The organism is Gloeocapsa sp. PCC 7428 (assembly GCF_000317555.1).
Classification (GTDB): domain Bacteria; phylum Cyanobacteriota; class Cyanobacteriia; order Cyanobacteriales; family Chroococcidiopsidaceae; genus Chroogloeocystis.
In genome coordinates this window covers 268,280-289,279 of sequence record NC_019745.1, presented here as the reverse complement: position 1 = coordinate 289,279, position 21,000 = coordinate 268,280, and the positions used below count along the sequence as shown (strand labels likewise).

The window sequence follows — 21,000 nt, the reverse complement described above, 5'->3', positions numbered from 1 at the left end:
GATTATACAAACTGTCGAATCATTAGCGATCTTTAACTTTACACTCTCACGATCAAAACGGGTGCGCCTTCGTGCCGCTGAGGCGCGCTAGCATCTTCTACGGTTATAGCAACTGCTGCAACCAAGTCTTGATTGCGATATACCTGAGGAACCTCAATATTTTCTAAAGCATTGCCGTTAGCATCGACTCGAAATACTGCTGTTAAGACAGCGTTTTTGTCATCAGTTGTAACGGGCGCACCTTGCTGCAAGACTGTCCATAAGGCATAAACTTTTCCAGGCGGTAAGGCAGGCAAGTTTTGCGCGATTAGCTTAGCTTCTAGTGTACTGGGATTGACTGTTAGGGTAGCCGAAGTAGAAACATTTGCATCTTTGGCTTGCAGCGCAAAAGTCAACGGTTTGGATTGTGGCATTTCAGCTTGTATTTGTAGAGATCGCCACAGAAGATAATTACTCATACCCAAAGCGACAATCAACACGGCTGCGGCAACTCCCATGGCTTGAACCCAGGAGAATGAGCGCTGTGGGCGCGCGCGGCTCAAGCGTTGACTCTGATGCTTATTTGCATCCAAAATGGATGTACGCAGATATCTTGGCGGTGCTACTTCTGGTGGAGCATACGTTATTTCTAATGCCTTTTGCATTTTTGCGACTTCTTCGGCGATCGCAGCGTCATTCGCCAGAAGTTGTTCAAATTCTGCCATTTCCTCTGGGCTTAGATCGCCAAGGACATACCCAGCAATAAGTAACTGTAACTGTTCTGACGGCATCGACCAAACCATAGTTGGAGCTATCCAATGTAATCTGTGAGAGTTTGACGCAGTTTGAGAAGACCCCGCCGCGCTCTAGCCTTCACAGTACCTAGAGGAATTTCTAGTCGCTTGGCAATTTCTGACTGACTAAGACCATCATAATAAGCCATCTGAAGAATTTGCCGCTGAGTGTCTGATAATTGGGAGAGTGCTGCTCGTACTTCCTGAGATTGCTCGCTTTGAGAAAGTTGTTCAAAAAGAGAATCGGTAGCAGTTTGCTGTGCTTGGCTATCTCTCCACTGTCCAAAAAACTCACGGGCTTTGCTACGCGATCGCACTCGGTCAATCGCACGCGATCGCGTCAAAATCGCTAAGAATGTTCTCAGTGAGCCTCGCCTTGGATCGTAGGATGACGCTTGGGTAAGATTGAGAAAAATATCCTGCGTGAGATCTTCTGCTTCCTGCGGATTACCAAGAATTTTGAGTGCTATTCCATAAACTAATCCAGCATGGCGATCGTAAAGAATGCCTAAAGCAACATCCTGACCAGCTTTTAGCGCGAGGTATAGTTCTACATCTGTTTGGATGAATCTGTCCGTGTTGCCAGGTTGCTCAGAAGGCATTGTACCTACTAAGAAGATGTACTCTATGAGGTGATTGTACGATTAATCGCATCTAAATCTAATTGAAGTGGACAACTCATGCAGTAAGTATATTTATCTCTAGGACAATAATCATTCGTTGTTGCTAGTGAAGTGTAAAGCGAACCATCAGTTTGTTTATTAAGCTTCATCCAAAGCGTACCATGCTCTCCACAAATAAATTCTTCAACCCAGGATTGACAACAATTGTGTGTGCCTTTCGCAGTCAATAATAATGCCCCCTGATGAAGCATTTTGACGTATCTTCGGCTTTCTGATACTTCTGTGTAAGATAGAAAGTACTTTGAGTTACCTACGCGCCATAATCGGCGATCGCATTTAGGGCAATAAAACCGCTGAGCATTTTTCTGATTACTACATTTACTCGGCATTAAAAACCTCGCATCTAGAACAGTGTCCTCAATAACATAGGGAATATTTCCTACACTTCATAATCAATTATTCTCAAGATGCTATTATCTGTTGAATTTCTCCTTACTAAAATAATGAATTTTTAGCATAAAAATGATTTGTTAGAAATTCATTAAAATCCACTGGCTTGGTTAAGTTAAATGTAAACTTCAAACTATTTTTTATACTGTTATTTAAAATCTCAATATTTTAAAATTTATCCTGCAAAACTATATCTCCTAATAGGATAAAAACTTTCATTTGGTATTAACTACTTAATTTATCTTTGTTACAAAAATGGATTAGCATTAATCTTAGGGATTAGGTTCACTCAGTGAGCATTACCTTAGAAAAAACAAAAATTAAATTCAAGCTAAAAGCCGTATAAAATAATTAAAAAACTTGTTTGTATACATCGCTAGTGAAATAATCACCAATCTGATTATTTACTAATTAATAGTTAGTCTCTACCATGTTTATCATCACTAATCAACTGTATTTAATATTAGTAGCTCACTAATGTACTAGCATAGTAATACCCAAAACTTGGGCGCAACAAAGGTTTAGAAGCAATCTTTCTTGGATAAAGCTTTTCACTCAACTGTTTAATAAGTTTAATAAGCTGTTGTACTAACGCACATAATAAATAGACATCCTGCATGAAGCGCACTCTTCCTTCGACTCTTTTCGGGACTACCCAAGCGAAGCGTGCAAAGCAGCACACTAAAATTAAGAGTTTTATGATTAAGTCCACGGAGGCGGACAGGGTTATCTAGCAGCGAACAAATTCGCGATTCTCTTCATGCAGGAGGACTAATCAATGCAACTAGTTTATTGCCCTATCTAACACAAGCAGTGATTGAAGTGTCAAATAGCAATCTTTATCTAGCTTTTAAAGTTGAGGAAGAACTACTATAGTTATCCTTTAAAAAAAGTTAGAGATTTCGATTGCATCACTTCGAGTGATTTTAATTAATTACAACTTCACTGCAAACTTGTTATCTACCTTTAGAACTCAGGGTAGCAGCAATTCCAATTAAATTACCTGCACGAAAGTTACCTATAAGAGTAGCTCGTCCAGTTGATAGATCTACAGTATACAAAGATCTACCAGATGCAATAAATCCAATATTTTCTCCATTACGGTTAGTGACAATATCAAATCCTGCGATCGGCGGTAGGTTAAAACCCAATGATCCTACTGTGTTTAGGGTGCCATCATTCGGTGGATTCTGAATGACTAAGCTATCAGAATCATAGTCCAGATTATAAAGTGTGGTATTGCTGACTCCAGGTCTAGAGTTAGTATATGCAGCAGCAGTTACCCCGATCGCTTGAGGAGGATTGTAATTAAGTGGTTTATCTACAACAACTTCTCCGGTGTCAACGTTAATTCTAAAATTCTCACCATTGTTTGCTACTAACCTCAGCCTATCCGCAACTGGATTGAAATCAACACCGGATTGAAATCCTCCACTAAAGCTTACTGATAAAGAACTTATCAATGTAGCAACACCGCTATCACTATTAATTGTGTATATTTTATCAGTATCTGTAATTGCATAGAGTTGATTATTTGCAGGGCGAAAATCTATTCCTAAAACGTTTCCATCAACTCCTTTAATTTTGATTTTATTTGAACGGCGGGAATTGTACTCATATGTAACTAATGTATTATCGCTTTTTAATCCAATAACTTTATATACTGGTCTACTGAGTGCTGGAGCAAAAGCAAAAATCTGAGAAGCAGCGGTTAAAGATATGACTACTGCGGCTTTACCTAATTGATTAAATTTCATTAGCCCTCCATCAACTTGTCTTTGTCGTGGTGAAGTGAAATCGTTGATACTCCCAATTGCAAGTTCAATTGGTTTGCACGACTCTAGTACGTCATCAACAACAAATTGGATGCATTCAGTTCAAAAAAAATCTATATTTTTCTTGAAGCTTCTTCTGAAGACAAGTTGAGGAATGGATTCCAATTGAACTATATAAAAATCAAGTTGATGCTCTAATTGACTGCCACAATGCCTCATACTGGTGTTGTGCGGTTGCAGAAAGTGGTAGCAAAAACTCACTTTGTTGTAATTGGGCATCCGTAAATTCGATTCGTGTCGGATTTTGTCCGCTTGCTGGTGGTAGTTGTACTGCAATTGGCGAAGTGCCATGAGTGCGTAGCGAGATTTGCTGCGCGATTTGCGGTTGCCAGCAAAAATCAATCCATTGTGAGGCTAGAGTCGGTAAAGCCGCATTAATGGGATTAACCCACACATCTGCCCAAAGTGCTGTTCCTGATCGCGGAACGACAACAGCAATTTCTCGATAACGCCGCAAGATTGGTAGCACGTCTGTTGACCAACCTACTGCTACCCAAGTATCGCCAATAATCAAAGGTTCGATGTATCGATTAGAACTGTAAAGTCGTACTTGTTGATGTAAAGCCTGTAGTTGCTCTTCTAAGTTTGGGATTTGATCGAGATTTTGGGCGTTGTAGGATTGACCCAAGCGCTTGAGAGTTAACCCAATGACTTCCCGCGATTGATCGACGATGGAAATACGCGATCGCAGTTCAGGACGCCATAAATCACTCCAATCATTTGGTGTCCAGCCCAAGGAATTAAATTTTTCTCGGTTGTAGAGGATAACTGTACTGCCCCAGCGATAAGGCGCTGCCCATATTTGTCCTTGTGGGTCGCTTTCCCCTTGATTATTGCGTCTTACAAGTTCTTGCCAGCGACTGGGTAACGCATTCCAATTTTGGAGTTGAGTAATATTGAGTGGTTGAATCAGTTGCTGTTGAATCGCTGTCGATAGCCAGTAATCTCCCAAGGTAATCAACGTAGATGGGTTTGGTGATTGCGATTGGCGAGTCGGTAGGGGAAGCGATCGCGGTTGCTGTGTAGTACTTGCTTGCTGACGCCAAGTTTGTAGTTGCTCAAATAACTCTTGAAGTTGGGCAACAGGTGTAAACCTTGCTTGTGATTGCACCTGCTGACGAAAGCGATCGACAACAATCGCTGGTATCGAACCCCGCAAAAACTCGATCTCAAACGAGTCTCCTTGTGGATTACACCCTAATAATAACTGTGACAGTGCTAAAGTTCCTGTCCCGAATAAAAAAGTCCGTCGCTCCATAATTAAATCGTTACACGCTTCGCTGCTCTACACCAAACCCTACCAAATTAATTATCGTCGGTATTTCGTTGGTATTGTCAGGTCTTTGGTAAGTCACAATTGTCCGCAGCCGTAAGTTTGGTGCTACCATGCGCATCTGATCAACTGCGACTGAGCGTCGGTAGTAAGTTGTCATTTCTAACGTTTGGCGTGTGGGTTGATATGTAAATCGCCCTACAGCGGTTCCCGCTTCTGAGTAACCCTCATCACGCAGATAAAAACCTTGAATGACTTCTCCTTCCGGTTGGGTGGCAATTTGTGCGGCTACAGGTGGCGGTAACTTAACAGCAGTACTTTCCGCAGAAATATACGTATCTGGCACAAATAAAGCTTGCAAACTCATTGATACCGTTTCACCCGTTTCCGACCGAGTATTGAATGAAATCGCAAAGCCTGGTAAATCTTCTTGTTGCACAGTTGCTAGTTGTACTTCTACTTTTATCCCTGCTTGAGTTGATAAAGTTAAAATTCGCTGTTTGTCTGCTGGTGTAATTGGTTCGACTTGATACTCAGTGTAAGACCGTTCGATACTACCTTGCGGCATTGAATGATAAATACGTTCGGTCGTCCATTTGCCGCTACAAGCTGTAAAAAAATCTGGAAAACTAAGCATTATTTCCTAAGTGAAACGCTGCCTATCTATTTTCGCTTAACAGGCTATAGATAGAGGATTTGTTATCTAAAAATCGTTGTATTGATTTTTATCAATGGTATATTTCTTTAGTCGTTACTATCCTAATGTAATGAGTATTATTACCGGATAATTTAAGCTGTTGTAGCGATCGCTTCTTAAAATTTTACTTATCTAGTTGCCAGTTCTCATCTTTGATAAAGCAACAAAAATCAGTATTTATCAGGATTTTCTTGGTTCAATTAGCTAAAATATTTAATTAATCTACATAAATCAAGCTGTACCTACTTACCACAATTATTTACTTCTATTGAGAAGCAAAGATTAATGTATCGCTTTAAAAGTAAGATTATCAAAAGTTAAATGTTTCATAAGTAGAGTTAACTTTGCTATTTTGTTGCCTAGCATAGATAGAGATATTCCTTCGGGCAATGAGGCAATTAATTCTATGGAACCGCTACAAAAGCAAGTCATCACTTTAAGCCACAAGGTGGATACGTTATATCAAGCAATTGAGCAACTTAACGGCAGAGTTTCTGAAGCCTTGTCAGAGTGTCGATTAGCGCCTACACAAGAGGCTAGTTACTCGCTACAAAATACTGGAGGACGTTATCCAACTCAAGGATACAAAGCTGCTAAAACAACGATGGGACATAAAGATGTTCTAGAAGATAACGGCAGTATCGAAAACCAGCGTCAAAGTGGTGAGAAGGAACTTGCACCAGAAATTCAAATTCAACGACTGACAGCACAGCTTACGGCTGCGTATAACCGAATTGCAGCGTTGGAAGAACAACTGCTAGCGCAAAGAATTCACTAACAAGTTATGCAGTGGTAATGGGTAATTGCGAATAGGTAATGGAAATTGAACCTAAACGCCGATGACCTTTGACGTATGAACAAAAACTTGACAATTAGTGCTAATAGTGCTAGTTACTAGAGGCTAACAACTTTGTGAATAACGATCTAGTAAAGTTTCGATTGTCTGTAAGAGTTGAGCTTGATGCCAATCTTGCATCAAACAAGCAGCAATACAGCAACCGCCAGCGGCTACACCTTCCTTGACATAACCTTGTTCATAAACCTGTAGTTGAGGGTATCGAGAATTCTTAAAACTTAATTTTGTAGCGAGTAAAGGTACTCCCCCAATCAGTCGTGCTAACTCAACGGTATTACCTGTGGGATCTTCTGCAACCCAACGAGTCGTTCCCACAGCAACTTCTTCTGGTTGCCATGCAATCTCAAAAACCTTGCCTAAGGCTTGCATCAAGGCATAAACAGCCAGCATCTGCGTACCACCAGCAAGGAGTACGCCTTTAGAACGACTCAGTGCGATCGCCATTCCCGCTACCGCAATTTGCATCGGATCGCCCACCGCAGCGATCAGCGCCAAAGGATCTTGCAGGGGTATTTTGTCCCAAAGATGCGCGCGTTGCAATCCTGATTTGACAAGTGTCCATTTTTGCGCGTGATTGCAAACAGGGTGACTACTGTTAACTTTTCCTGCGGCTGCAATTCCCAACCCCGTCAAAACCGCGAGTGCAGTTGTTGTGCCGCCGACGACACACTCGCCTAAAATAATATAATCCTGCGGCTGACGCGCTAGTTGTTCGCCCCAGAGAATACCTTGCGCCCACAGATGTTTAACAGTTGCGAGTTCCAATGCATAGCCTAGACTTAAACATTGCGCCGCCGTACCACCTAAATCAATCGTCGGTACGCTTGGAAGTTGAGGTAATCCTGCATTAAAAAGATAAATTGGTAAAGCCAGTGCTTCGACAACCGCCCGCGAAATAAAGACTGGTGAAGCACCTGCTTGGAGTGGTGGTAAAGGGTATTGCGGCTGCGGCTGCGGACCATTGTAGAGAAATTCGGCATCGGCGATCGCGGTATATCTTCGTGCTTGGGGCGTACTTCCCGCCGCCGAAATTCCAGGAATTAATCCTGTTTCGGTAAAACCTAAAACACAAGCTAACGCCGCCGAAGCACCGCGATACCGCCGCAGCCATTCGTTACCTTGTTTCTCTTGGGTATAAACATGAATCATGAATAGCGATTAGCAATTGGTAATTGGTGATAGGGTGTTCTCACTCCTCACTAAGCATCTGCTTCGTAATCCATTAAAACTTGTACCCAGTGCGGCGGACGCGGAATCGAATTGCCTAAGCGATCGAGGAGAAACCAGGACGCTAAGTGGACGACAAATAAGTAAACAATATTTTGTACAAAAACAAGCGCGATCGCGGCTGCTTCAATTAATAAAACACTCGGCTGTGCAAGCAATCCAAGCCGCAAAAAAGCCCATTCCGCAAATCTTGTAACTTGGGTTATCGTATATACCCACAGATCTTCACCCGTCAAAACTGATAGTACCCAAAAGCGAAAGAAAAAACCGATTGTACCCAAGAGCGCACCTAAAATAATTGAGACAATCCAAGGTGCGCGACGATGCCATGTTGCACCGAGTAACACGCCCATTAGTGCAAACGGCATAATATACAAAATACCGCGTGTAGGTCCTAAAAGTACTGATAATAGCAATCCGGAAACGCCAGTCGCCATCCAAGCCGCCCTAGCACCCCAACGCAGGTAAACTAATGCGATCGGTACAGGAAAGAAAATTCGCAACAGCGGTCCTAGCGATAAATAGTAATTGATAAACCAAATCAAGCTCGCAGTACTTGCAAGAAATGCGGTTTCTACCATCTTTAACGGCGCAGCACTCTTGCTTTTTGCGGCTAAAGGATGACTCACAGATGTTTCTATATGTTTTGAAGGGTATTCCTCGTTACGGCTGACGGAATTACTCATGTAATTTTTTATCTAAAAACTAAGTAGGTGGACATGATTCAATATCACACTTGTTGAAGTCGGTAATTGGTAATGGCTAATAGGAAAGCTTTTAGCATTTGGCAATTAGCATTTATAGCAGTCTCGTTGGGGTAGTTACGACATTGAAGGTACGAATAACCATTACCCTAACTGATTTTCAACCCTGACCTCTGACCCCTACATTATTAGTCGTTCTAGTGCTTTGAAATCGGGTATAGAAAGTATTTGGTGTTGACGCAGGATCAAGCCTTTTTTCTCTAATTTTGTCAATACTCTTGTCACCGTTTCGCGGGCTAAGCCACTCAAACTACTTAATTCGCGATGCGGTAAGTTGGGAATTTGGATTCCTGCTTCATCTTGTATTCCTTGTCCTTCTGCTAAAAATAGCAGCGTATCTGCAACGCGCGACACACTATCAGATTCGCGCAGCCGAAGGCGGCGATTGACTTGACGTAAGCGCCGTGCCATGAGTTGTGATAATCGAATTCCTGCCAAGGGTTCAGTTTGAACTAATGTAATGAAATCTTGCGCGGGCATACTACCAATCGTAGTAGGAGTGAGTGTAATCGCATCAGTCGAGCGGGGTGCTTCATCTAGCGCTGCCATTTCACCAAAAATTTCTGCTTTGCCCAAAATATTGAGCGTGACTTCTTTGCCATCGAGATTATAAGTACGAATTTTTACCCAACCTTCAAGAATAAAATAGACCGAATTACCCCAATCGTTTTCTAAGAGAATCACTTGATTGGCTGGATGTGTTCGCGTAACAAGATGCGCGATCGCTTTTTCCACAGCTGTTGCCGGCAATCCTTGAAAAAAAGGTGCCAAGTAGATTGATGGATTGACAGATGTAGGAGCGGTGTATTGGTCATCCATAAATTGCATTTTGCGAACAGCTTGCTGTGGATTTGCATTTGATAAAGATCTTGGCAATTAAAGTTTGATCTGAGTAACGGCGATGCGTCCTGAGAAGCAAACATCAACATCGGTGCCTGGAGTGCGATCGCGCAGGGCGTACTCGCCTACATAAAACAAATTTTCTCCCTCGACACGATATTTTAATGGTAAGGGTTGCGTACAAGGTTCACAAAATACGACCTCTGGATCGGGTTCTCCTGGCTCTAAATGCGGTAAGTTTACATTCCAGAATGTTCCTGGCGCAAACGGGCGTTGTAGAAGATCCGCAAGCACATGGGCTGTCCAACGCGCAGCAACATCCCAATCAACGTTTCTTTTGCCTTTTCGATAATGCGAAATCGCAATCCCTGGAACTCGATGAAATGCCGCTTCTCTCACTGCCGCCACGGTTCCTGAAATGTAAGCATCTGCCCCCATGTTACCCCCAGCATTAATGCCTGATAGCACAAACTTGACATCATCAAAAAGATGTGATATAGCTACTCGAACACAATCAGCAGGAGTTCCGGCGATCGCATATTCAACTTGCGATCGTTGCTCAACATGAATTGGCTGCGTTGTTGTCACTTGATGACCGCAACCGGAAAGATGCGCTTTGGGTGCGACGATTATACCTTGACAATTCACAGCTTTAAGCAAAGCTCGAATTCCAGGAGCATCAATACCATCATCATTTGTCAGAACTAGAGTCATTTTTAACCGAGGTCAGGGTTCAGGGAAAATTTTAGTTTTTTTAGGGTTGGGATTTAATATTAGCTTTTTGTTGATAAGGTGCAGAGGTAGTTTCTCAACGATTTTTGATGCTTAATGGAAGATGCGAGCATTAAGTTCCTATTCGCCAACCTGGAACCTCTAACCTCTGAACCCTTGTGTTGCGGTAGTATTTTGGGATGAAAGCATTTAGTAGTTGGTGAATAGCTTAAACAAAACATATAAACTCGCTCAAGGAAAACTTCCTGCGTTTAAATTTAGTTTATGTCAGCCTTTGCTTAAGCTAAAGGCTAACGGCTAATTGCTTTTCTATTCGTCGTCTATCGGTTTAGTTCCGATGAAACTCCTCAATCCATTTTTTAATCGAATAAACTATTTACCGCGTTTAGTGGTGTTCCTCATAGTGATGTTACTCGCATCGACATTGTGGATAGCGCCTGTAAACGCCACGAGTGTGTATCAAATGCCACAAGTCACCGCAGGCGATCGCACTTGGGTAATCGACCAAGCTGAAGTGATCAGCCGGATTAATGAAGGCAAAATTGGCAGCGCTTTGGAAGATTTAGCGAAAGACACAGGCAACGAAGTGAGATTTGTCACCGTCCGTCGTCTTGACTACGGCGAAACCATCGACAGCTTTACACAAAAGTTGTTTACCAAATGGTTCCCAACACCCGAAGCGCAAGCGAATCAAACTCTACTTGTGATTGACACGCTGACCAACAACACCGCAATTCGTACTGGTGACAAAGTTAAGACATTGTTATCAGATGATACGGCTCAAAGTGTCGTGACAGAAACCGTGCCAGCACCGCTGCGTGAAGGTGAAAAATATAACCAAGCTTTCTTAGATGCGAGCGATCGCTTAGTCGCCGTTTTGTCTGGCAAAGAAGATCCAGGACCACCACAACTTGCTCAAAATGTGAGTGTCGAAGGGACATTCAAAGCCAAAGACGAAACCGATACAGGTAACGCAACAATCTGGGTTGTTGGTTTATTACTTGCTGCAACAGTTATTCCTATGGCGACTTACTACTTATACGTTCGGTAGTTAACTAGCATCAACTAATCCTGAATATATTCTTGCCCAGACAATAAAGCATTCTCAGCCCGAACAAACTCGCGACCAAGATAAGCCGCATGGTCTAACCGAGTCACTGGACAAGGCTGAGTTTGCTCTAAAATTTTGACGCAAAGCTCTTTTGCAGTTCTACCAGAATAAACTGTTGTGTGAGTGCGTTCAACTTTACCGCGTGCGGGGATAACTTTACCTGTTTCGGGGTCAACGGCTAAACCGCGCTCATCGATGACGTTCGTAAAATGTTTAGCACAAATTAATTGAGCTTCGCGATCTAGATAAATAATGAAGTATCCTGATGGGTCGAGGTCAATGTGACGCTGTGAAAGTTTGTTATCGATTGCTGCTAAAGATTCAATCGTTTGATTCATCGTTTGTTAATTGCTTTACCAATTTTTTACCCTATAACCAGTGTAATTCTTCTGACAGGAGTACAACCCTAACACGCGTATCTTGAGGGAAACTTAGGTCATGTTTCTTGTGTTTTATTGCAATTGCGCTTTTCTGAGCGTGCTTATGCGATCGCTCTTTTTTTTAAGATTTAGAGATTCGTGTAGTTGGATGCTAGCAGTGCGATCGCGTGATTCACCAGGAGGGTAAACGAGCGATCGGGTGAACTTATTCTGTATGCTTCAATTGCTCTATAAACACCTTATGTTCGGGTGACTGCAATCCCTTCTGCACTACTGTCAGCACCGTTGCCATATCTCCTTCAAGTAGTGATAAAACTGCTAACCATAGCCCTGGAAATACCTTACTTTGAATGATGCCAGCCTCATCTGGTTTCTGTAGGATATACTCTTCATCCTGTAGCACGAACCAATCTAATTTTTGGTCTAGCACTTGCCAAACAATATATTCTTGAACGCCATTGCGGCGATAAACGGTTTTCTTGTCATATAAATCATAAGCTGCACTGCTAGCAGCAACTTCTGCGACGAGTTCAGGCGCGCCTTCAATGTAGCCATCCTTGCTTAAGCGCGATCGCCCCCCTGCGGTTGCGTCAATCAAAAGCACAGCATCAGGTTGAGGTTCATTATCTAAATCAAGCCGCACTGTGGGATTATCCCCCATCCGTACACCTGGTGTCATTGCTTTATAAACTCCAAGCCAAGTGATTAAATTTCCATGTGGCTCGGCATGAGGTTCAAATCGTAGCGGCGATGGCAAGTAAACGACTCCTTCAATCAGTTCAGCTTTTTTTAAGTGTGGCATGGCATGATAACGCCGCTCAAATTCGTACCGAGTGAGGCGATCGCCGCTTTCAAGTGGTGGTAGGTTCTGTCTAGAACTCGATTGCAGGTGAGGTAAGTGTTTTGCCATCATTACATTCTCAGCATTGCTGGATACCGTTTACTGTAGCAAATTTCAGTTCGACGCCTGCCGTGTTTTCTATCGTTATGTATTGCAATAAATCACAAGTCTCCAGTTTTTTGTGACATCCTCCACACCAGGATTCTGGATACCGTAAAAACACGGTTGTAGCAGTAAAAAATTAAACACATACTATTGTATAAACAAAATTTTGCAGCCATTAAGGTTTCAGTTAAGTTTCCACTCATGCATCAACTACGAAACGTAGCGCTATTCGTTGAGGTAACAGCTATTGCTATGACTTCTTTTACTGCTCAAGCTCAGACCTGTATAAATGGTTTGTGTAGTCCAAGTAGTCAAGAACAAGAATTAGGAACTATGGCTAAAGCCGAAGAATTTTTCCAGCGCGGGCGTGAGTTGGATGTACAAGGTAAGCCCCAGGAGGCAATTGCTGAATACACTAAAGCCATCCAGATCGATCCTAATTATGCGCAGGCTTATTTTTACCGAAGTAATCTTCTGGCATTAGCAGGACAACCTCAAAAGGCAATTGAGGATGCACAGAAAGCTGCGACTATCCTTGAGTCTAGAGGAGAGTTAGAAGGGGCAGCCGCGATGCGGCAACACGAAGAAATGATTCGGGAAGGCATTGAAGACGGTGAATGGTGAATTTTGACTTCTGGAGGCAGAACAAATAAAGTATGGTGCTCCAGAAGGTTCTAGTACAATGGGATCTCAAATAATGCCAATATATTTTCTCAGAGGCGAAGGTGTGCCTCTAGCGCAACGTAGAGGACTTGAAACAATTGATCGAAATAGCCTATTTATTTTAGTTCAAGCACCTGTTGAACCAGTTGCACAAGCCTTGAGCACTTTAAGGCAGATGAATGTCTGGATGCGCGATGCTTATGAGCGTGAAATAGACATCCACAATGAAAGCACCTTTGTTTTTCAGTTACGGGGACATCCTTGGAGCATAGTTTATAAGCCTTATGTGCGCTCAGAGCGAGTTTATTTAACTGAAGAAGATGCTCGCAGTATTTCTGAAACACTCAATACTTCTGCTATTTATTACACTCGTAGCGATACTTGTGGCACGCTTGAATACCATCTTTACCGTAATGGTGTTTGTGTAGAAAAACTGTTTTTTGAAGAGGAAGTCTCACTGCAATTTCAGTCTCAGTTGCGTTCTCTTGAAGCCAAGAATATTCAGGATGCCTACAGATTTACAATGAATTTCATCCGCGAGCAGGATGCTTATGTGCCAAATATAGTTGAGGTGGAAGATTTAAAAGCAGGTCAACGCACAACTTTACGCTTTGAGGACTTGATGCCTCATGAAGTGGAACGAATGGATTACCTAGCACAACAGTAACTGCAAAAATTAACATAAGGAGCAATTTCATAATGAAAAAAAGCGCCTGTTCCTTATATTTGGTTGGTGTTTTGTAGCTATACTTATTTGCCTCCTTCCCGCATTTGGTTGTAAGGTAACTCCGCATTAATCGCCTCAATTTCTAACTGTTCGTACTCATTTGCTTCGCGGATATAAGAACACAAAATTTGCTCTAAACGACGATTATAAAAGCGGTGCAGACTGTAATTTGGACTTGCAGGAAAGCCGCGACGTTTTTTGTGACGTCCTCCCGCACCAGGATCGAAGATTTGGATATTGTGAGAAATCGCCCACTCGATGGGCGCGTAGTAGCAAGCATCAAAGTGCAAGCAATCAATTTCTTGAAAACTTCCCCAATAGCGTCCGTACAAGCGATCGCCTTTGGTTAAACAAAAAGACATTCCCAGCGGTTGACGCGGATCGTGATCGCTATACGCAGCAAAAAACACAACTCGATGCCGATAATTCGCGTGTAGTTGCTCAAAAAACTTTTTTGTCAGGTACTTACTACCCCACCAGCCAAATTTGTCGCAGGTATCAGCATAAAAATTGTACATCAGCGGAAACATCGATTTGGGAATTTCATCGCCAGTAACTGGCTGCAATCGCAACCCATTAGTTGCGACGGCTTTGCGTTCGCGTTTAATATTCCGCCGTTGATTTGCATTAAATACAGCTAAATAATCATCAAAGGTTTGAAAACCTTGATTTTGCCAGACATAGCTATGGTTAATCCAAGTTGTGAAACCATGACGTTCTAGGACACTTTGCCATTGCGGATCGACATACAGAAAATGACAACCAGAAATACGATTTTTGGCGCAAAAAGTGTCAATTGCCCGCACCATCAACTCAGTAATTTCATCTTCATCTTCTCCTGGAGCGATTAAAAAGCGATAGCCTGTCGCGGGTGTAAAAGGTGACATTCCCAAGAGTTTAGGATAGTATCGTACGCCGATTCGTTGCGCTAAATCTGCCCATTGGTGATCGAAGACAAATTCACCGTAGCTATGACCTTTCAGATACAGTGGTGCGGCGGCAATCAATGAGCGATCGCGCCACACCGTTAAATGATTCGGCAACCAACCCGCTTGGGCAACAGCACTACCTGAACTTTCGAGATTGTGCAGCCAATCCCATTCAAAAAATGGTGTCGCGAGCGGTATTGCTAGGGCATCCCATTCAGTCTGAGGAACTTCAGCAATATGATTAATCCAAGCAACAGATAAATAGCTGGGTTTGAGTTGTTCCACCATTAGTTAAATAAGAGTTTGGAGGTCAGAGGTCAGAGGTCCGAGGTCGCGCTGTGCGCAGATATACGGTTCAGAGGTAAATTGTCAATATTGGTAAAGAGTTGAATGACAATTTCTTTTTCTGATCTTTGATCCCCGACCTCTGACCCCTTCTAAATAGGTTAATCTAATCTTCTGTACGTTGCCGTCGATAGTGTAAAAAGACTTCTTGCTCGATGACTTCGGCTGAGAGTAGCTCTAAACGAGGCGCTAACTGCTCTGAAGGAAACCCTGTGCCTTCGACAGGGGTAGGAGCGTCAACTCCGCCCAAGATCAGCGGACAAATCGTCAACCAAAATTCGTCGATTAAATCGTCAGCAATGAGTGAAGCGATCAGTTCGCCACCACCAATTACCGCTAAGCGTGATATTCCTAAATCGGCGAGTTGTTGTAAAGCGCTGACCCAATCGATACCATTTGCCGCAGGTGCTTCGCATACCAAAATTCGCTCAAATTCTACACCTTCGTGCCAGTGCCTCGCCCCAGGAGTTGTTGTAAGTAACCAGCGACGGACTTGTTGGCGAAAAAACCGGATTCGCGGATCGATTTCAGCTGATAAAGAAGCGACGATTTGCAGGGGCTGTGGTGGTAAATTTTGCTCTAAGCGTTGTTGGAGTAATTGGGGATGCGAAATACTCATTGTCGTACCGTAAGTTCTAAGAGTTCCCGCACCAAATAGCACCGCATCAGCGGTTGCGAGTTGCTTTTCTAAATGTGCCTGATCGACTGATGAAGCAAAGCGGGCAGGCGATCGCTTGATATCAGCAATTTTGCCATCTGCACTCATCGCCAAAACTACTGTAGTGTGAGGTCGTTTTTGATTGTTATCCGCCATTACTTCTACTTACTTAAGAATTGCTTCGGCAACTCCGATCGATTGCCCTTACTACCATATTGCTACTACGTTAGTTATAACGGCTCTTAACGCGAGTAAATTCCCTATTTGCCGCAAATATAAAGTTAATATTTATACATTGGTTAGTTCAAAATCGACTTTATTCTGATCGTGTAGCCAAAGCTGAATGAGTGATGAGCCATCATAGTGTAAAGCATTGTGCTTTAGCCAATATATGCGATAAAACATCTGATGTGGTGTAGAAATATGCTTTTCCAGCCGAACAATGTTTTTACACTAATAAAAACACGCTTTGTTCAGCCGATCTGTAGGTAGTTATTGCGCGGTTGGGTTTTCCAGCTTCCCAGTGAGAATTATTATGGCTAAGCCAGGTCAATCATCATTTCGCCGCATTTTGCTGTCGCGAATTTTATTATTAAGCGTACCAGTACTACTCATCGGCGAGGCTGTCGCCTTTAGGAAAGCACGCTCTATCCTACTGGAAACGGCACGCCAAAACCTCACTGAAAGCGCGGTGAGAAAAGGAGAGAGTATTGAAGATGCGATCGCCGCGCTTAAAGCTATCTCAATTACTGCAAGCCAAACGCAAATTCTACAAGCAGGAACAGCCATACAAGCGCAGCAGTATCTCAACCAATTAGCGTCACAACTTCCTGATTATGTTCAGTGTGTCCACTTAAAAGAAGCACAAACCCAAAAACAAATCGCGAGTACTTGTGGAAATATTTGGGCTAACACAGAGGCGTTACTACCTACTCCCCAAACGCGATCGCTATTAGATACCCCGATTCATGTGACGGCTTTATTACCTGCTGATTTACCTACAAAAGCGCAAAACTTAACACCAGGTAGCGATCGTTCGCTTGGTCAATTGTACTTACGTTTGTCCACTGCGGTGTTTACTCCCACAGGTCAGCCGCGCTACATCCTGAGTATTCAAGCAGCCTTAGAATCACAAGAACACACACGGCGTGGCTCACTAACAGGCTATACTGTCGTCATCGCGCAAGATGGTACAATTCTGGCACATCCACTTGCCGAGTGCGTTGGCGAGAATATTCGATACGAACCCGATGCCGTGCGACTGCAAAGAATTGTCGATCATGCGATCGCCGGACGTCAGGATATGCAAAATGTATCGTTTACTAAAAATGGTGCCGAATTTTTAGCAGGCTATAGTGCGATCGCTAGCCCAATAACAAATGAGTCAAACCACTACTGGACAATTTTAGCTGTTACGCGCTTAGACAATGCGCTATACGGTTTACATGAAATTAAAATCATTCTGATTGTACTCACCGTTGGGTTACTGGCTGCTAGTTTACTCGCAACACGATATTTAGCACGCGATTTAGCACGACCTCTAGAGAAATTACGCGACTATGCTTTAAATCTGCAAAGCCACCATGTTGTAGAACGAGTCCCGCATAACTTCAAAATTCGAGAGTTTCAACAACTTGCAGAAGCGCTTGAACGAATGGTAGAGCGATTAACCGCATCAGCAGAAGAAATTGAGACAGCTTGGGAAGAAGCTCAAGTAGCAAACCAACTCAAAAGTGAGTTCTTAGCGACAACATCGCACGAACTGAGAACGCCTCTGAACGCGATTATCGGATGTGTTCGCCTTGTCCGCGATGGCTGTTGCGACGACCGCGAAGAGGAAATGGAATTTTTACAACGCGCCGATGAAGCCGCGATTCACCTGTTAAGTATTATTAACGATCTACTAGATGTTGCCAAAATCGAAGCGGGTAAACTATCAGTCGTTTTAGAACCTACCGATTTACAGCAACTCCTCAAAGAGGTGATCAATCTCCAAACCGTTCATATTCAACAAAAAGGCTTACAGCTTGTTGCATCTCAAGGAATCGAACCAATTCCTGTACAAGCCGATCCCGCAAAGCTGAAACAAGTCCTACTCAATGTCATCGGCAATGCGGTTAAGTTTACCGAGCAAGGTAGAATTACGATTAGCACGCGGCTAGAGCCTGTAACGGAGCCGTCGCCGAGTAGTAGTACGCGCGTAGTTATCACTGTAGAAGATACAGGCGTAGGCATCGATCCAGCGCTACAACACAAACTATTTCGTCCCTTCGTGATGGTAGATGGCACAACAACGCGCAAATTTGGCGGTACTGGTTTGGGACTAGCGATTTCGCGCAATTTAATCGAGTTAATGGGGGGAAGTATTACGTTACACAGTGCCGGTGCCGGTCAAGGGACAACAGTTACAATTACGATGCCTGTGATGGATTTAGCGCCGTTTCGTTCGCACCAAGTACGCGAAGAACCACGAGTGTTTGACCACTTGCATCTTCCTAGCTCTTGACCATTTCTGGCGCTTGACTATTCAGTGCTAAAAACGCAGCCTGTGCCGCAGCTTGTTCCGCTGCTTTGATCGATCTGCCTGTACCTTGCCCTAATTTGCGTCCTTGGAGCCACACTTGAGCAGTAAAGCGATCGTGAATGTTGCTGTGATGATGGATTTCTTGTACGCGGTACTCTGGTAAGATTTTATAATGGGCTTGCGTCCATTCTTGCAAAGCAGCTTTATAGTTAAGTCGCGCAGGATCTGAGCGAATTTGAGCGGCAAGCTGTTTAAAATGAAGGTCTAGCCAAGGGCGTACTAACTCTAAATTATGAGTGCTGAGATATAAAGCTCCGAGTACTGCTTCAAAAGCATCGGCTAAGCGCGATTCTTCTCCAGCTTTATCACCCGTCGCACTACCTGCAACTAACAAGTACATTCCCAAATCGTATTCGTCAGCTAAAGTTGCCAAAATGCGATCGCTCACCAAAACTGAACGAATTGCCGCAAATTCTCCTACCGGACACTCTGGATACGTTTCCCACAACACTTCGGCTGCAACGAGTCGTACCACCGCATCGCCAATAAACTCCAACTGTTCGTAGTTCGCTTGCGCTGAAACACTTGAATGCGTTAGCGCCAAGTCTAAAAGGTGCCATTGTACTGGCGCTTGGGTTGGCAGCCCTAATTTTTCTATAAGTTTTTCTAATTGTTTTTGACGACGCGGATAATTTAAGATCATTTCAGGAGTGAGGGTTCAGCGGTAGGGAGATAAGTAGTATCATCTCCGGTTAATAATCAGACTATCAGTATCGTTGTTAGTGGTTAGTAGAAGAGTTGTTACTAGTCACTTTCAATCATCAGTATTAATCTTCTACTGATTCTCCGCATTTTCCCATCTTCCTTTGTTCGTATCCTTGTTAAATAATTCTTTATCTAGTACTGGAGATGAAGTGGGGAAAGAGCAGGACATAAGCCGGATTCTGTTGTTCACTCGTCAGCATTGCTGTGAGTGAAGTGCGGTTATCTATCTGGGACGCCTGTTACCAGACGCCTCTAGCGGTTCTCCAATAGCGGAACTGGTAAAAGACCAACCATAGTTCCTCCGACCTTGCTCCCAACTGGGGTTTACCGAGCCAGCGCCTCTCGACGCTGCTGGTGCGCTCTTACCGCACCTTTGCACCCTTACCTGTAAGAGGGGCTAGGAGTTAGGGGTTAGGGGCTAGGGTTTAATTTGTACCTCGCTCCTCACTCCTCACTCCTCGCTCCTCATTCATCGGCGGTATGTTTCTGTGGCACTATCCTCACGATCGCTCGTACTGGGCGTTACCCAGCAAGTTTGGTCTTTCGGGAGTCCGGACTTTCCTCAGAACAGCTGCTTGGAACTGTTCCGCAACCGCTGCGCCTACTCTTTCCCTAGATCCAGTGTAATCGTTGAAGCGAGTTGTTATCTACGCGATCGCCGCCGTAGAATATTCATATTGCTTTGCTCAGTATCATCCGCGATTGTGGAATAATTTTCAAACCAGCCGCGTCGCCAGAAAAAGACGACAAGTAAAGCCGCGATCGCGCCCATAGCCATCAAACATAGCGGATAGCCCCAATACCAGTTTAATTCCGGCATATTCCAGGGCGATCGCTCGGTATTAAAATTCATCCCGTACACCCCAGCAATAAACGTTAACGGAATAAATATGGATGAAATTACAGTGAGCAATTTCATAATTTCATTCATCCGGTTACTGACAGCGGATAAATAAACATCCATTAAACCTGCTGCTAATTCGCGGTAAGTTTCCACCATATCTAAAACCTGTACTGCATGGTCATAACAGTCACGCAAATAAATTCTCACGCTTTCGCTAATTTGCGCGCTACCATCGCGAATTAACGAATTAATTGCATCTCTCTGTGGCCAAATTGCGCGCCGTAGCGTTAACAAATCTCTTCTGACGCGATAAATTTTTTCTAACGTTTTACGTGTTGGGTTAGTGACAACTTCTTCTTCTAAATCTTCAATGACTTCGCCATAATCTTCTAAAACAGGAAAGAAACCATCAATAATGGAATCTAAGAGCGTGTAAAGTAAATAATCTGCTTGTTGTTTGCGCAGTGTACCTTTATTTTGGCGAATGCGTTGTCTTACAGTTTCAAAACAATCATGTTCCGGTTCTTCCTGGACTGTCAATAAATAATTTTTGCCTAAGACAAAGCCCACTTGTTCGCTGTAAAAACCAATCTTGTGTTCTTTAGGAATCACCATCCGCGCAATGACAACTAATTGATTTTCATGATCTTCAACTTTAGGACGTTGCGGAACATTAACAACGTCTTCTAACAGCAGTGGATGTAGCTTAAACACGTTACCTAATCTTTGTAAGATATCTTCACTGCCTAAGCCTTGGACATCAACCCAGGAAACTGACTCACTATCTAAGTAAGGAATACATTCTTCTGGTGTACTGACTTGTTTACGTGTAGCATGAGTTTCGTTATAGTCAATTAGCACAATAACTGGTGGCGGTGCATCTTCCTCGATACTCAAAGTCCCTGGTAAACTTCCAGGTTGCTCGTAGAAGAAATCTTCACGGGCGGACTTTATCTCAGAAGCAGAAGATTGAATTGATGTTTTGACCATGCAACAGGAGGGTTGAGATTGTTTTAATTTAAGGCTGATACAAGTAAG

Annotated in this window: 21 protein-coding genes and 1 other RNA gene; 5 read left to right on the top strand and 17 right to left on the bottom strand. The window is 43.2% G+C overall.

All coding sequences use genetic code 11. The features are described 5' to 3' along the window. Window positions 1–38: 38 nt before the first annotated feature. The 6 genes from GLO7428_RS01290 to GLO7428_RS01265 all read right to left on the bottom strand — a co-directional run bounded on the left by GLO7428_RS01290 (window position 39) and on the right by GLO7428_RS01265 (window position 5,591). Complete coding sequence (locus tag GLO7428_RS01290; protein ID WP_196797436.1) at window positions 39–770, bottom strand: anti-sigma factor domain-containing protein; 732 nt, start codon at window positions 768–770, stop codon at window positions 39–41. A 20-nt stretch (window positions 771–790) separates the two neighbouring features. After that, window positions 791–1,375, bottom strand: coding sequence for a sigma-70 family RNA polymerase sigma factor (locus GLO7428_RS01285; RefSeq protein ID WP_015186745.1), 585 nt, complete (start codon window positions 1,373–1,375; stop codon window positions 791–793). A gap of 23 nt (window positions 1,376–1,398) precedes the next feature. Next, a complete protein-coding gene (locus GLO7428_RS27590; protein WP_015186744.1) occupies window positions 1,399–1,785 on the bottom strand; it encodes a hypothetical protein in 387 nt (128 codons plus the stop codon). Between the two features lie 1,017 nt (window positions 1,786–2,802). After that, on the bottom strand, window positions 2,803–3,603 hold the full coding sequence (locus GLO7428_RS01275; protein ID WP_015186743.1) for a DUF4394 domain-containing protein: 801 nt from the start codon (window positions 3,601–3,603) through the stop codon (window positions 2,803–2,805). A gap of 199 nt (window positions 3,604–3,802) precedes the next feature. Continuing rightward, on the bottom strand, window positions 3,803–4,939 hold the full coding sequence (locus tag GLO7428_RS01270) for an extracellular solute-binding protein (RefSeq protein ID WP_015186742.1): 1,137 nt from the start codon (window positions 4,937–4,939) through the stop codon (window positions 3,803–3,805). A gap of 10 nt (window positions 4,940–4,949) precedes the next feature. Then, window positions 4,950–5,591: a phycobiliprotein lyase gene (locus tag GLO7428_RS01265; RefSeq protein ID WP_015186741.1), complete on the bottom strand. Its 642-nt coding sequence runs from the start codon at window positions 5,589–5,591 to the stop codon at window positions 4,950–4,952. Between the two features lie 415 nt (window positions 5,592–6,006). Here GLO7428_RS01265 and GLO7428_RS01260 point away from each other — a divergent pair, with 415 nt between their 5' ends. Continuing rightward, on the top strand, window positions 6,007–6,429 hold the full coding sequence (locus GLO7428_RS01260) for a hypothetical protein (protein WP_196797435.1): 423 nt from the start codon (window positions 6,007–6,009) through the stop codon (window positions 6,427–6,429). Between the two features lie 123 nt (window positions 6,430–6,552). Here GLO7428_RS01260 and cobT read toward each other — a convergent pair whose 3' ends face one another. The 4 genes from cobT to surE all read right to left on the bottom strand — a co-directional run bounded on the left by cobT (window position 6,553) and on the right by surE (window position 10,052). After that, the gene (cobT, locus tag GLO7428_RS01255) at window positions 6,553–7,656 is read right to left on the bottom strand and encodes a nicotinate mononucleotide-dependent phosphoribosyltransferase CobT (protein WP_015186739.1); all 1,104 of its coding nucleotides are present in this window, start codon (window positions 7,654–7,656) and stop codon (window positions 6,553–6,555) included. Window positions 7,657–7,706: 50 nt separating this feature from the next. Continuing rightward, complete coding sequence (locus GLO7428_RS01250) at window positions 7,707–8,420, bottom strand: DUF2232 domain-containing protein (protein ID WP_015186738.1); 714 nt, start codon at window positions 8,418–8,420, stop codon at window positions 7,707–7,709. Between the two features lie 198 nt (window positions 8,421–8,618). Then, a complete protein-coding gene (locus GLO7428_RS01245) occupies window positions 8,619–9,326 on the bottom strand; it encodes a Crp/Fnr family transcriptional regulator (protein ID WP_015186737.1) in 708 nt (235 codons plus the stop codon). A gap of 48 nt (window positions 9,327–9,374) precedes the next feature. Beyond that, window positions 9,375–10,052 carry a 5'/3'-nucleotidase SurE gene (gene surE, locus GLO7428_RS01240; protein ID WP_015186736.1) on the bottom strand — a complete coding sequence of 226 codons (678 nt, stop codon included), beginning with the start codon at window positions 10,050–10,052 and terminating at the stop codon, window positions 9,375–9,377. Window positions 10,053–10,407: 355 nt separating this feature from the next. Here surE and psb32 point away from each other — a divergent pair, with 355 nt between their 5' ends. Continuing rightward, window positions 10,408–11,121 (top strand): photosystem II repair protein Psb32, encoded by a 714-nt coding sequence (psb32, locus tag GLO7428_RS01235; RefSeq protein ID WP_015186735.1) that lies wholly within the window; start codon window positions 10,408–10,410, stop codon window positions 11,119–11,121. A gap of 14 nt (window positions 11,122–11,135) precedes the next feature. On the opposite strand, the gene GLO7428_RS01230 is transcribed toward psb32, so the two are convergent. Next, window positions 11,136–11,519, bottom strand: coding sequence for a DUF4346 domain-containing protein (locus GLO7428_RS01230; protein WP_015186734.1), 384 nt, complete (start codon window positions 11,517–11,519; stop codon window positions 11,136–11,138). A gap of 247 nt (window positions 11,520–11,766) precedes the next feature. Then, window positions 11,767–12,474, bottom strand: a complete 708-nt coding sequence (locus tag GLO7428_RS01225; protein ID WP_015186733.1) for a Uma2 family endonuclease — start codon at window positions 12,472–12,474, stop codon at window positions 11,767–11,769. 285 nt (window positions 12,475–12,759) lie between these two features. On the opposite strand from GLO7428_RS01225, the gene GLO7428_RS25785 reads away from it, so the two are divergent. Both GLO7428_RS25785 and GLO7428_RS01215 read left to right on the top strand, forming a co-directional pair. Further along, a complete protein-coding gene (locus tag GLO7428_RS25785) occupies window positions 12,760–13,131 on the top strand; it encodes a tetratricopeptide repeat protein (protein ID WP_196797434.1) in 372 nt (123 codons plus the stop codon). A 58-nt stretch (window positions 13,132–13,189) separates the two neighbouring features. Continuing rightward, window positions 13,190–13,837, top strand: coding sequence for a hypothetical protein (locus GLO7428_RS01215; RefSeq protein ID WP_015186731.1), 648 nt, complete (start codon window positions 13,190–13,192; stop codon window positions 13,835–13,837). Between the two features lie 83 nt (window positions 13,838–13,920). Here the strand turns inward: GLO7428_RS01215 and GLO7428_RS01210 are convergent, their stop codons facing one another. Continuing rightward, window positions 13,921–15,114 (bottom strand): GNAT family N-acetyltransferase, encoded by a 1,194-nt coding sequence (locus GLO7428_RS01210; protein ID WP_015186730.1) that lies wholly within the window; start codon window positions 15,112–15,114, stop codon window positions 13,921–13,923. A gap of 163 nt (window positions 15,115–15,277) precedes the next feature. Further along, window positions 15,278–15,985, bottom strand: a complete 708-nt coding sequence (locus GLO7428_RS01205; protein ID WP_015186729.1) for a RibD family protein — start codon at window positions 15,983–15,985, stop codon at window positions 15,278–15,280. Window positions 15,986–16,364: 379 nt separating this feature from the next. Between GLO7428_RS01205 and GLO7428_RS01200 the strand changes: the two genes are divergently transcribed. Continuing rightward, a complete protein-coding gene (locus GLO7428_RS01200) occupies window positions 16,365–18,335 on the top strand; it encodes an ATP-binding protein (RefSeq protein ID WP_015186728.1) in 1,971 nt (656 codons plus the stop codon). On the opposite strand, the gene rnc is transcribed toward GLO7428_RS01200, so the two are convergent. The 3 genes from rnc to corA all read right to left on the bottom strand — a co-directional run bounded on the left by rnc (window position 18,325) and on the right by corA (window position 20,952). After that, window positions 18,325–19,056: a ribonuclease III gene (gene rnc, locus GLO7428_RS01195; protein WP_015186727.1), complete on the bottom strand. Its 732-nt coding sequence runs from the start codon at window positions 19,054–19,056 to the stop codon at window positions 18,325–18,327. The two genes, GLO7428_RS01200 and rnc, sit on opposite strands and share 11 nt — an antisense overlap. 214 nt (window positions 19,057–19,270) lie before the next feature. Next, window positions 19,271–19,727, bottom strand: an RNA gene (gene rnpB, locus GLO7428_RS26285) — RNase P RNA component class A. A gap of 34 nt (window positions 19,728–19,761) precedes the next feature. Continuing rightward, window positions 19,762–20,952: a magnesium/cobalt transporter CorA gene (corA, locus tag GLO7428_RS01190; protein ID WP_015186726.1), complete on the bottom strand. Its 1,191-nt coding sequence runs from the start codon at window positions 20,950–20,952 to the stop codon at window positions 19,762–19,764. Window positions 20,953–21,000: the final 48 nt, after the last annotated feature.

Coding starts and splice junctions, on each gene's coding strand:
- GLO7428_RS01290 (WP_196797436.1), bottom strand. CDS start 770: ATGCCGTCAGAACAGTTACAGTTACTTATTGCTGGGTATGTCCTTGGC.
- GLO7428_RS01285 (WP_015186745.1), bottom strand. CDS start 1,375: ATGCCTTCTGAGCAACCTGGCAACACGGACAGATTCATCCAAACAGAT.
- GLO7428_RS27590 (WP_015186744.1), bottom strand. CDS start 1,785: ATGCCGAGTAAATGTAGTAATCAGAAAAATGCTCAGCGGTTTTATTGC.
- GLO7428_RS01275 (WP_015186743.1), bottom strand. CDS start 3,603: ATGAAATTTAATCAATTAGGTAAAGCCGCAGTAGTCATATCTTTAACC.
- GLO7428_RS01270 (WP_015186742.1), bottom strand. CDS start 4,939: ATGGAGCGACGGACTTTTTTATTCGGGACAGGAACTTTAGCACTGTCA.
- GLO7428_RS01265 (WP_015186741.1), bottom strand. CDS start 5,591: ATGCTTAGTTTTCCAGATTTTTTTACAGCTTGTAGCGGCAAATGGACG.
- cobT (WP_015186739.1), bottom strand. CDS start 7,656: ATGATTCATGTTTATACCCAAGAGAAACAAGGTAACGAATGGCTGCGG.
- GLO7428_RS01250 (WP_015186738.1), bottom strand. CDS start 8,420: ATGAGTAATTCCGTCAGCCGTAACGAGGAATACCCTTCAAAACATATA.
- GLO7428_RS01245 (WP_015186737.1), bottom strand. CDS start 9,326: ATGCAATTTATGGATGACCAATACACCGCTCCTACATCTGTCAATCCA.
- surE (WP_015186736.1), bottom strand. CDS start 10,052: ATGACTCTAGTTCTGACAAATGATGATGGTATTGATGCTCCTGGAATT.
- psb32 (WP_015186735.1), top strand. CDS start 10,408: ATGAAACTCCTCAATCCATTTTTTAATCGAATAAACTATTTACCGCGT.
- GLO7428_RS01230 (WP_015186734.1), bottom strand. CDS start 11,519: ATGAATCAAACGATTGAATCTTTAGCAGCAATCGATAACAAACTTTCA.
- GLO7428_RS01225 (WP_015186733.1), bottom strand. CDS start 12,474: ATGATGGCAAAACACTTACCTCACCTGCAATCGAGTTCTAGACAGAAC.
- GLO7428_RS25785 (WP_196797434.1), top strand. CDS start 12,760: ATGACTTCTTTTACTGCTCAAGCTCAGACCTGTATAAATGGTTTGTGT.
- GLO7428_RS01215 (WP_015186731.1), top strand. CDS start 13,190: ATGGGATCTCAAATAATGCCAATATATTTTCTCAGAGGCGAAGGTGTG.
- GLO7428_RS01210 (WP_015186730.1), bottom strand. CDS start 15,114: ATGGTGGAACAACTCAAACCCAGCTATTTATCTGTTGCTTGGATTAAT.
- GLO7428_RS01205 (WP_015186729.1), bottom strand. CDS start 15,985: ATGGCGGATAACAATCAAAAACGACCTCACACTACAGTAGTTTTGGCG.
- GLO7428_RS01200 (WP_015186728.1), top strand. CDS start 16,365: ATGGCTAAGCCAGGTCAATCATCATTTCGCCGCATTTTGCTGTCGCGA.
- rnc (WP_015186727.1), bottom strand. CDS start 19,056: ATGATCTTAAATTATCCGCGTCGTCAAAAACAATTAGAAAAACTTATA.
- corA (WP_015186726.1), bottom strand. CDS start 20,952: ATGGTCAAAACATCAATTCAATCTTCTGCTTCTGAGATAAAGTCCGCC.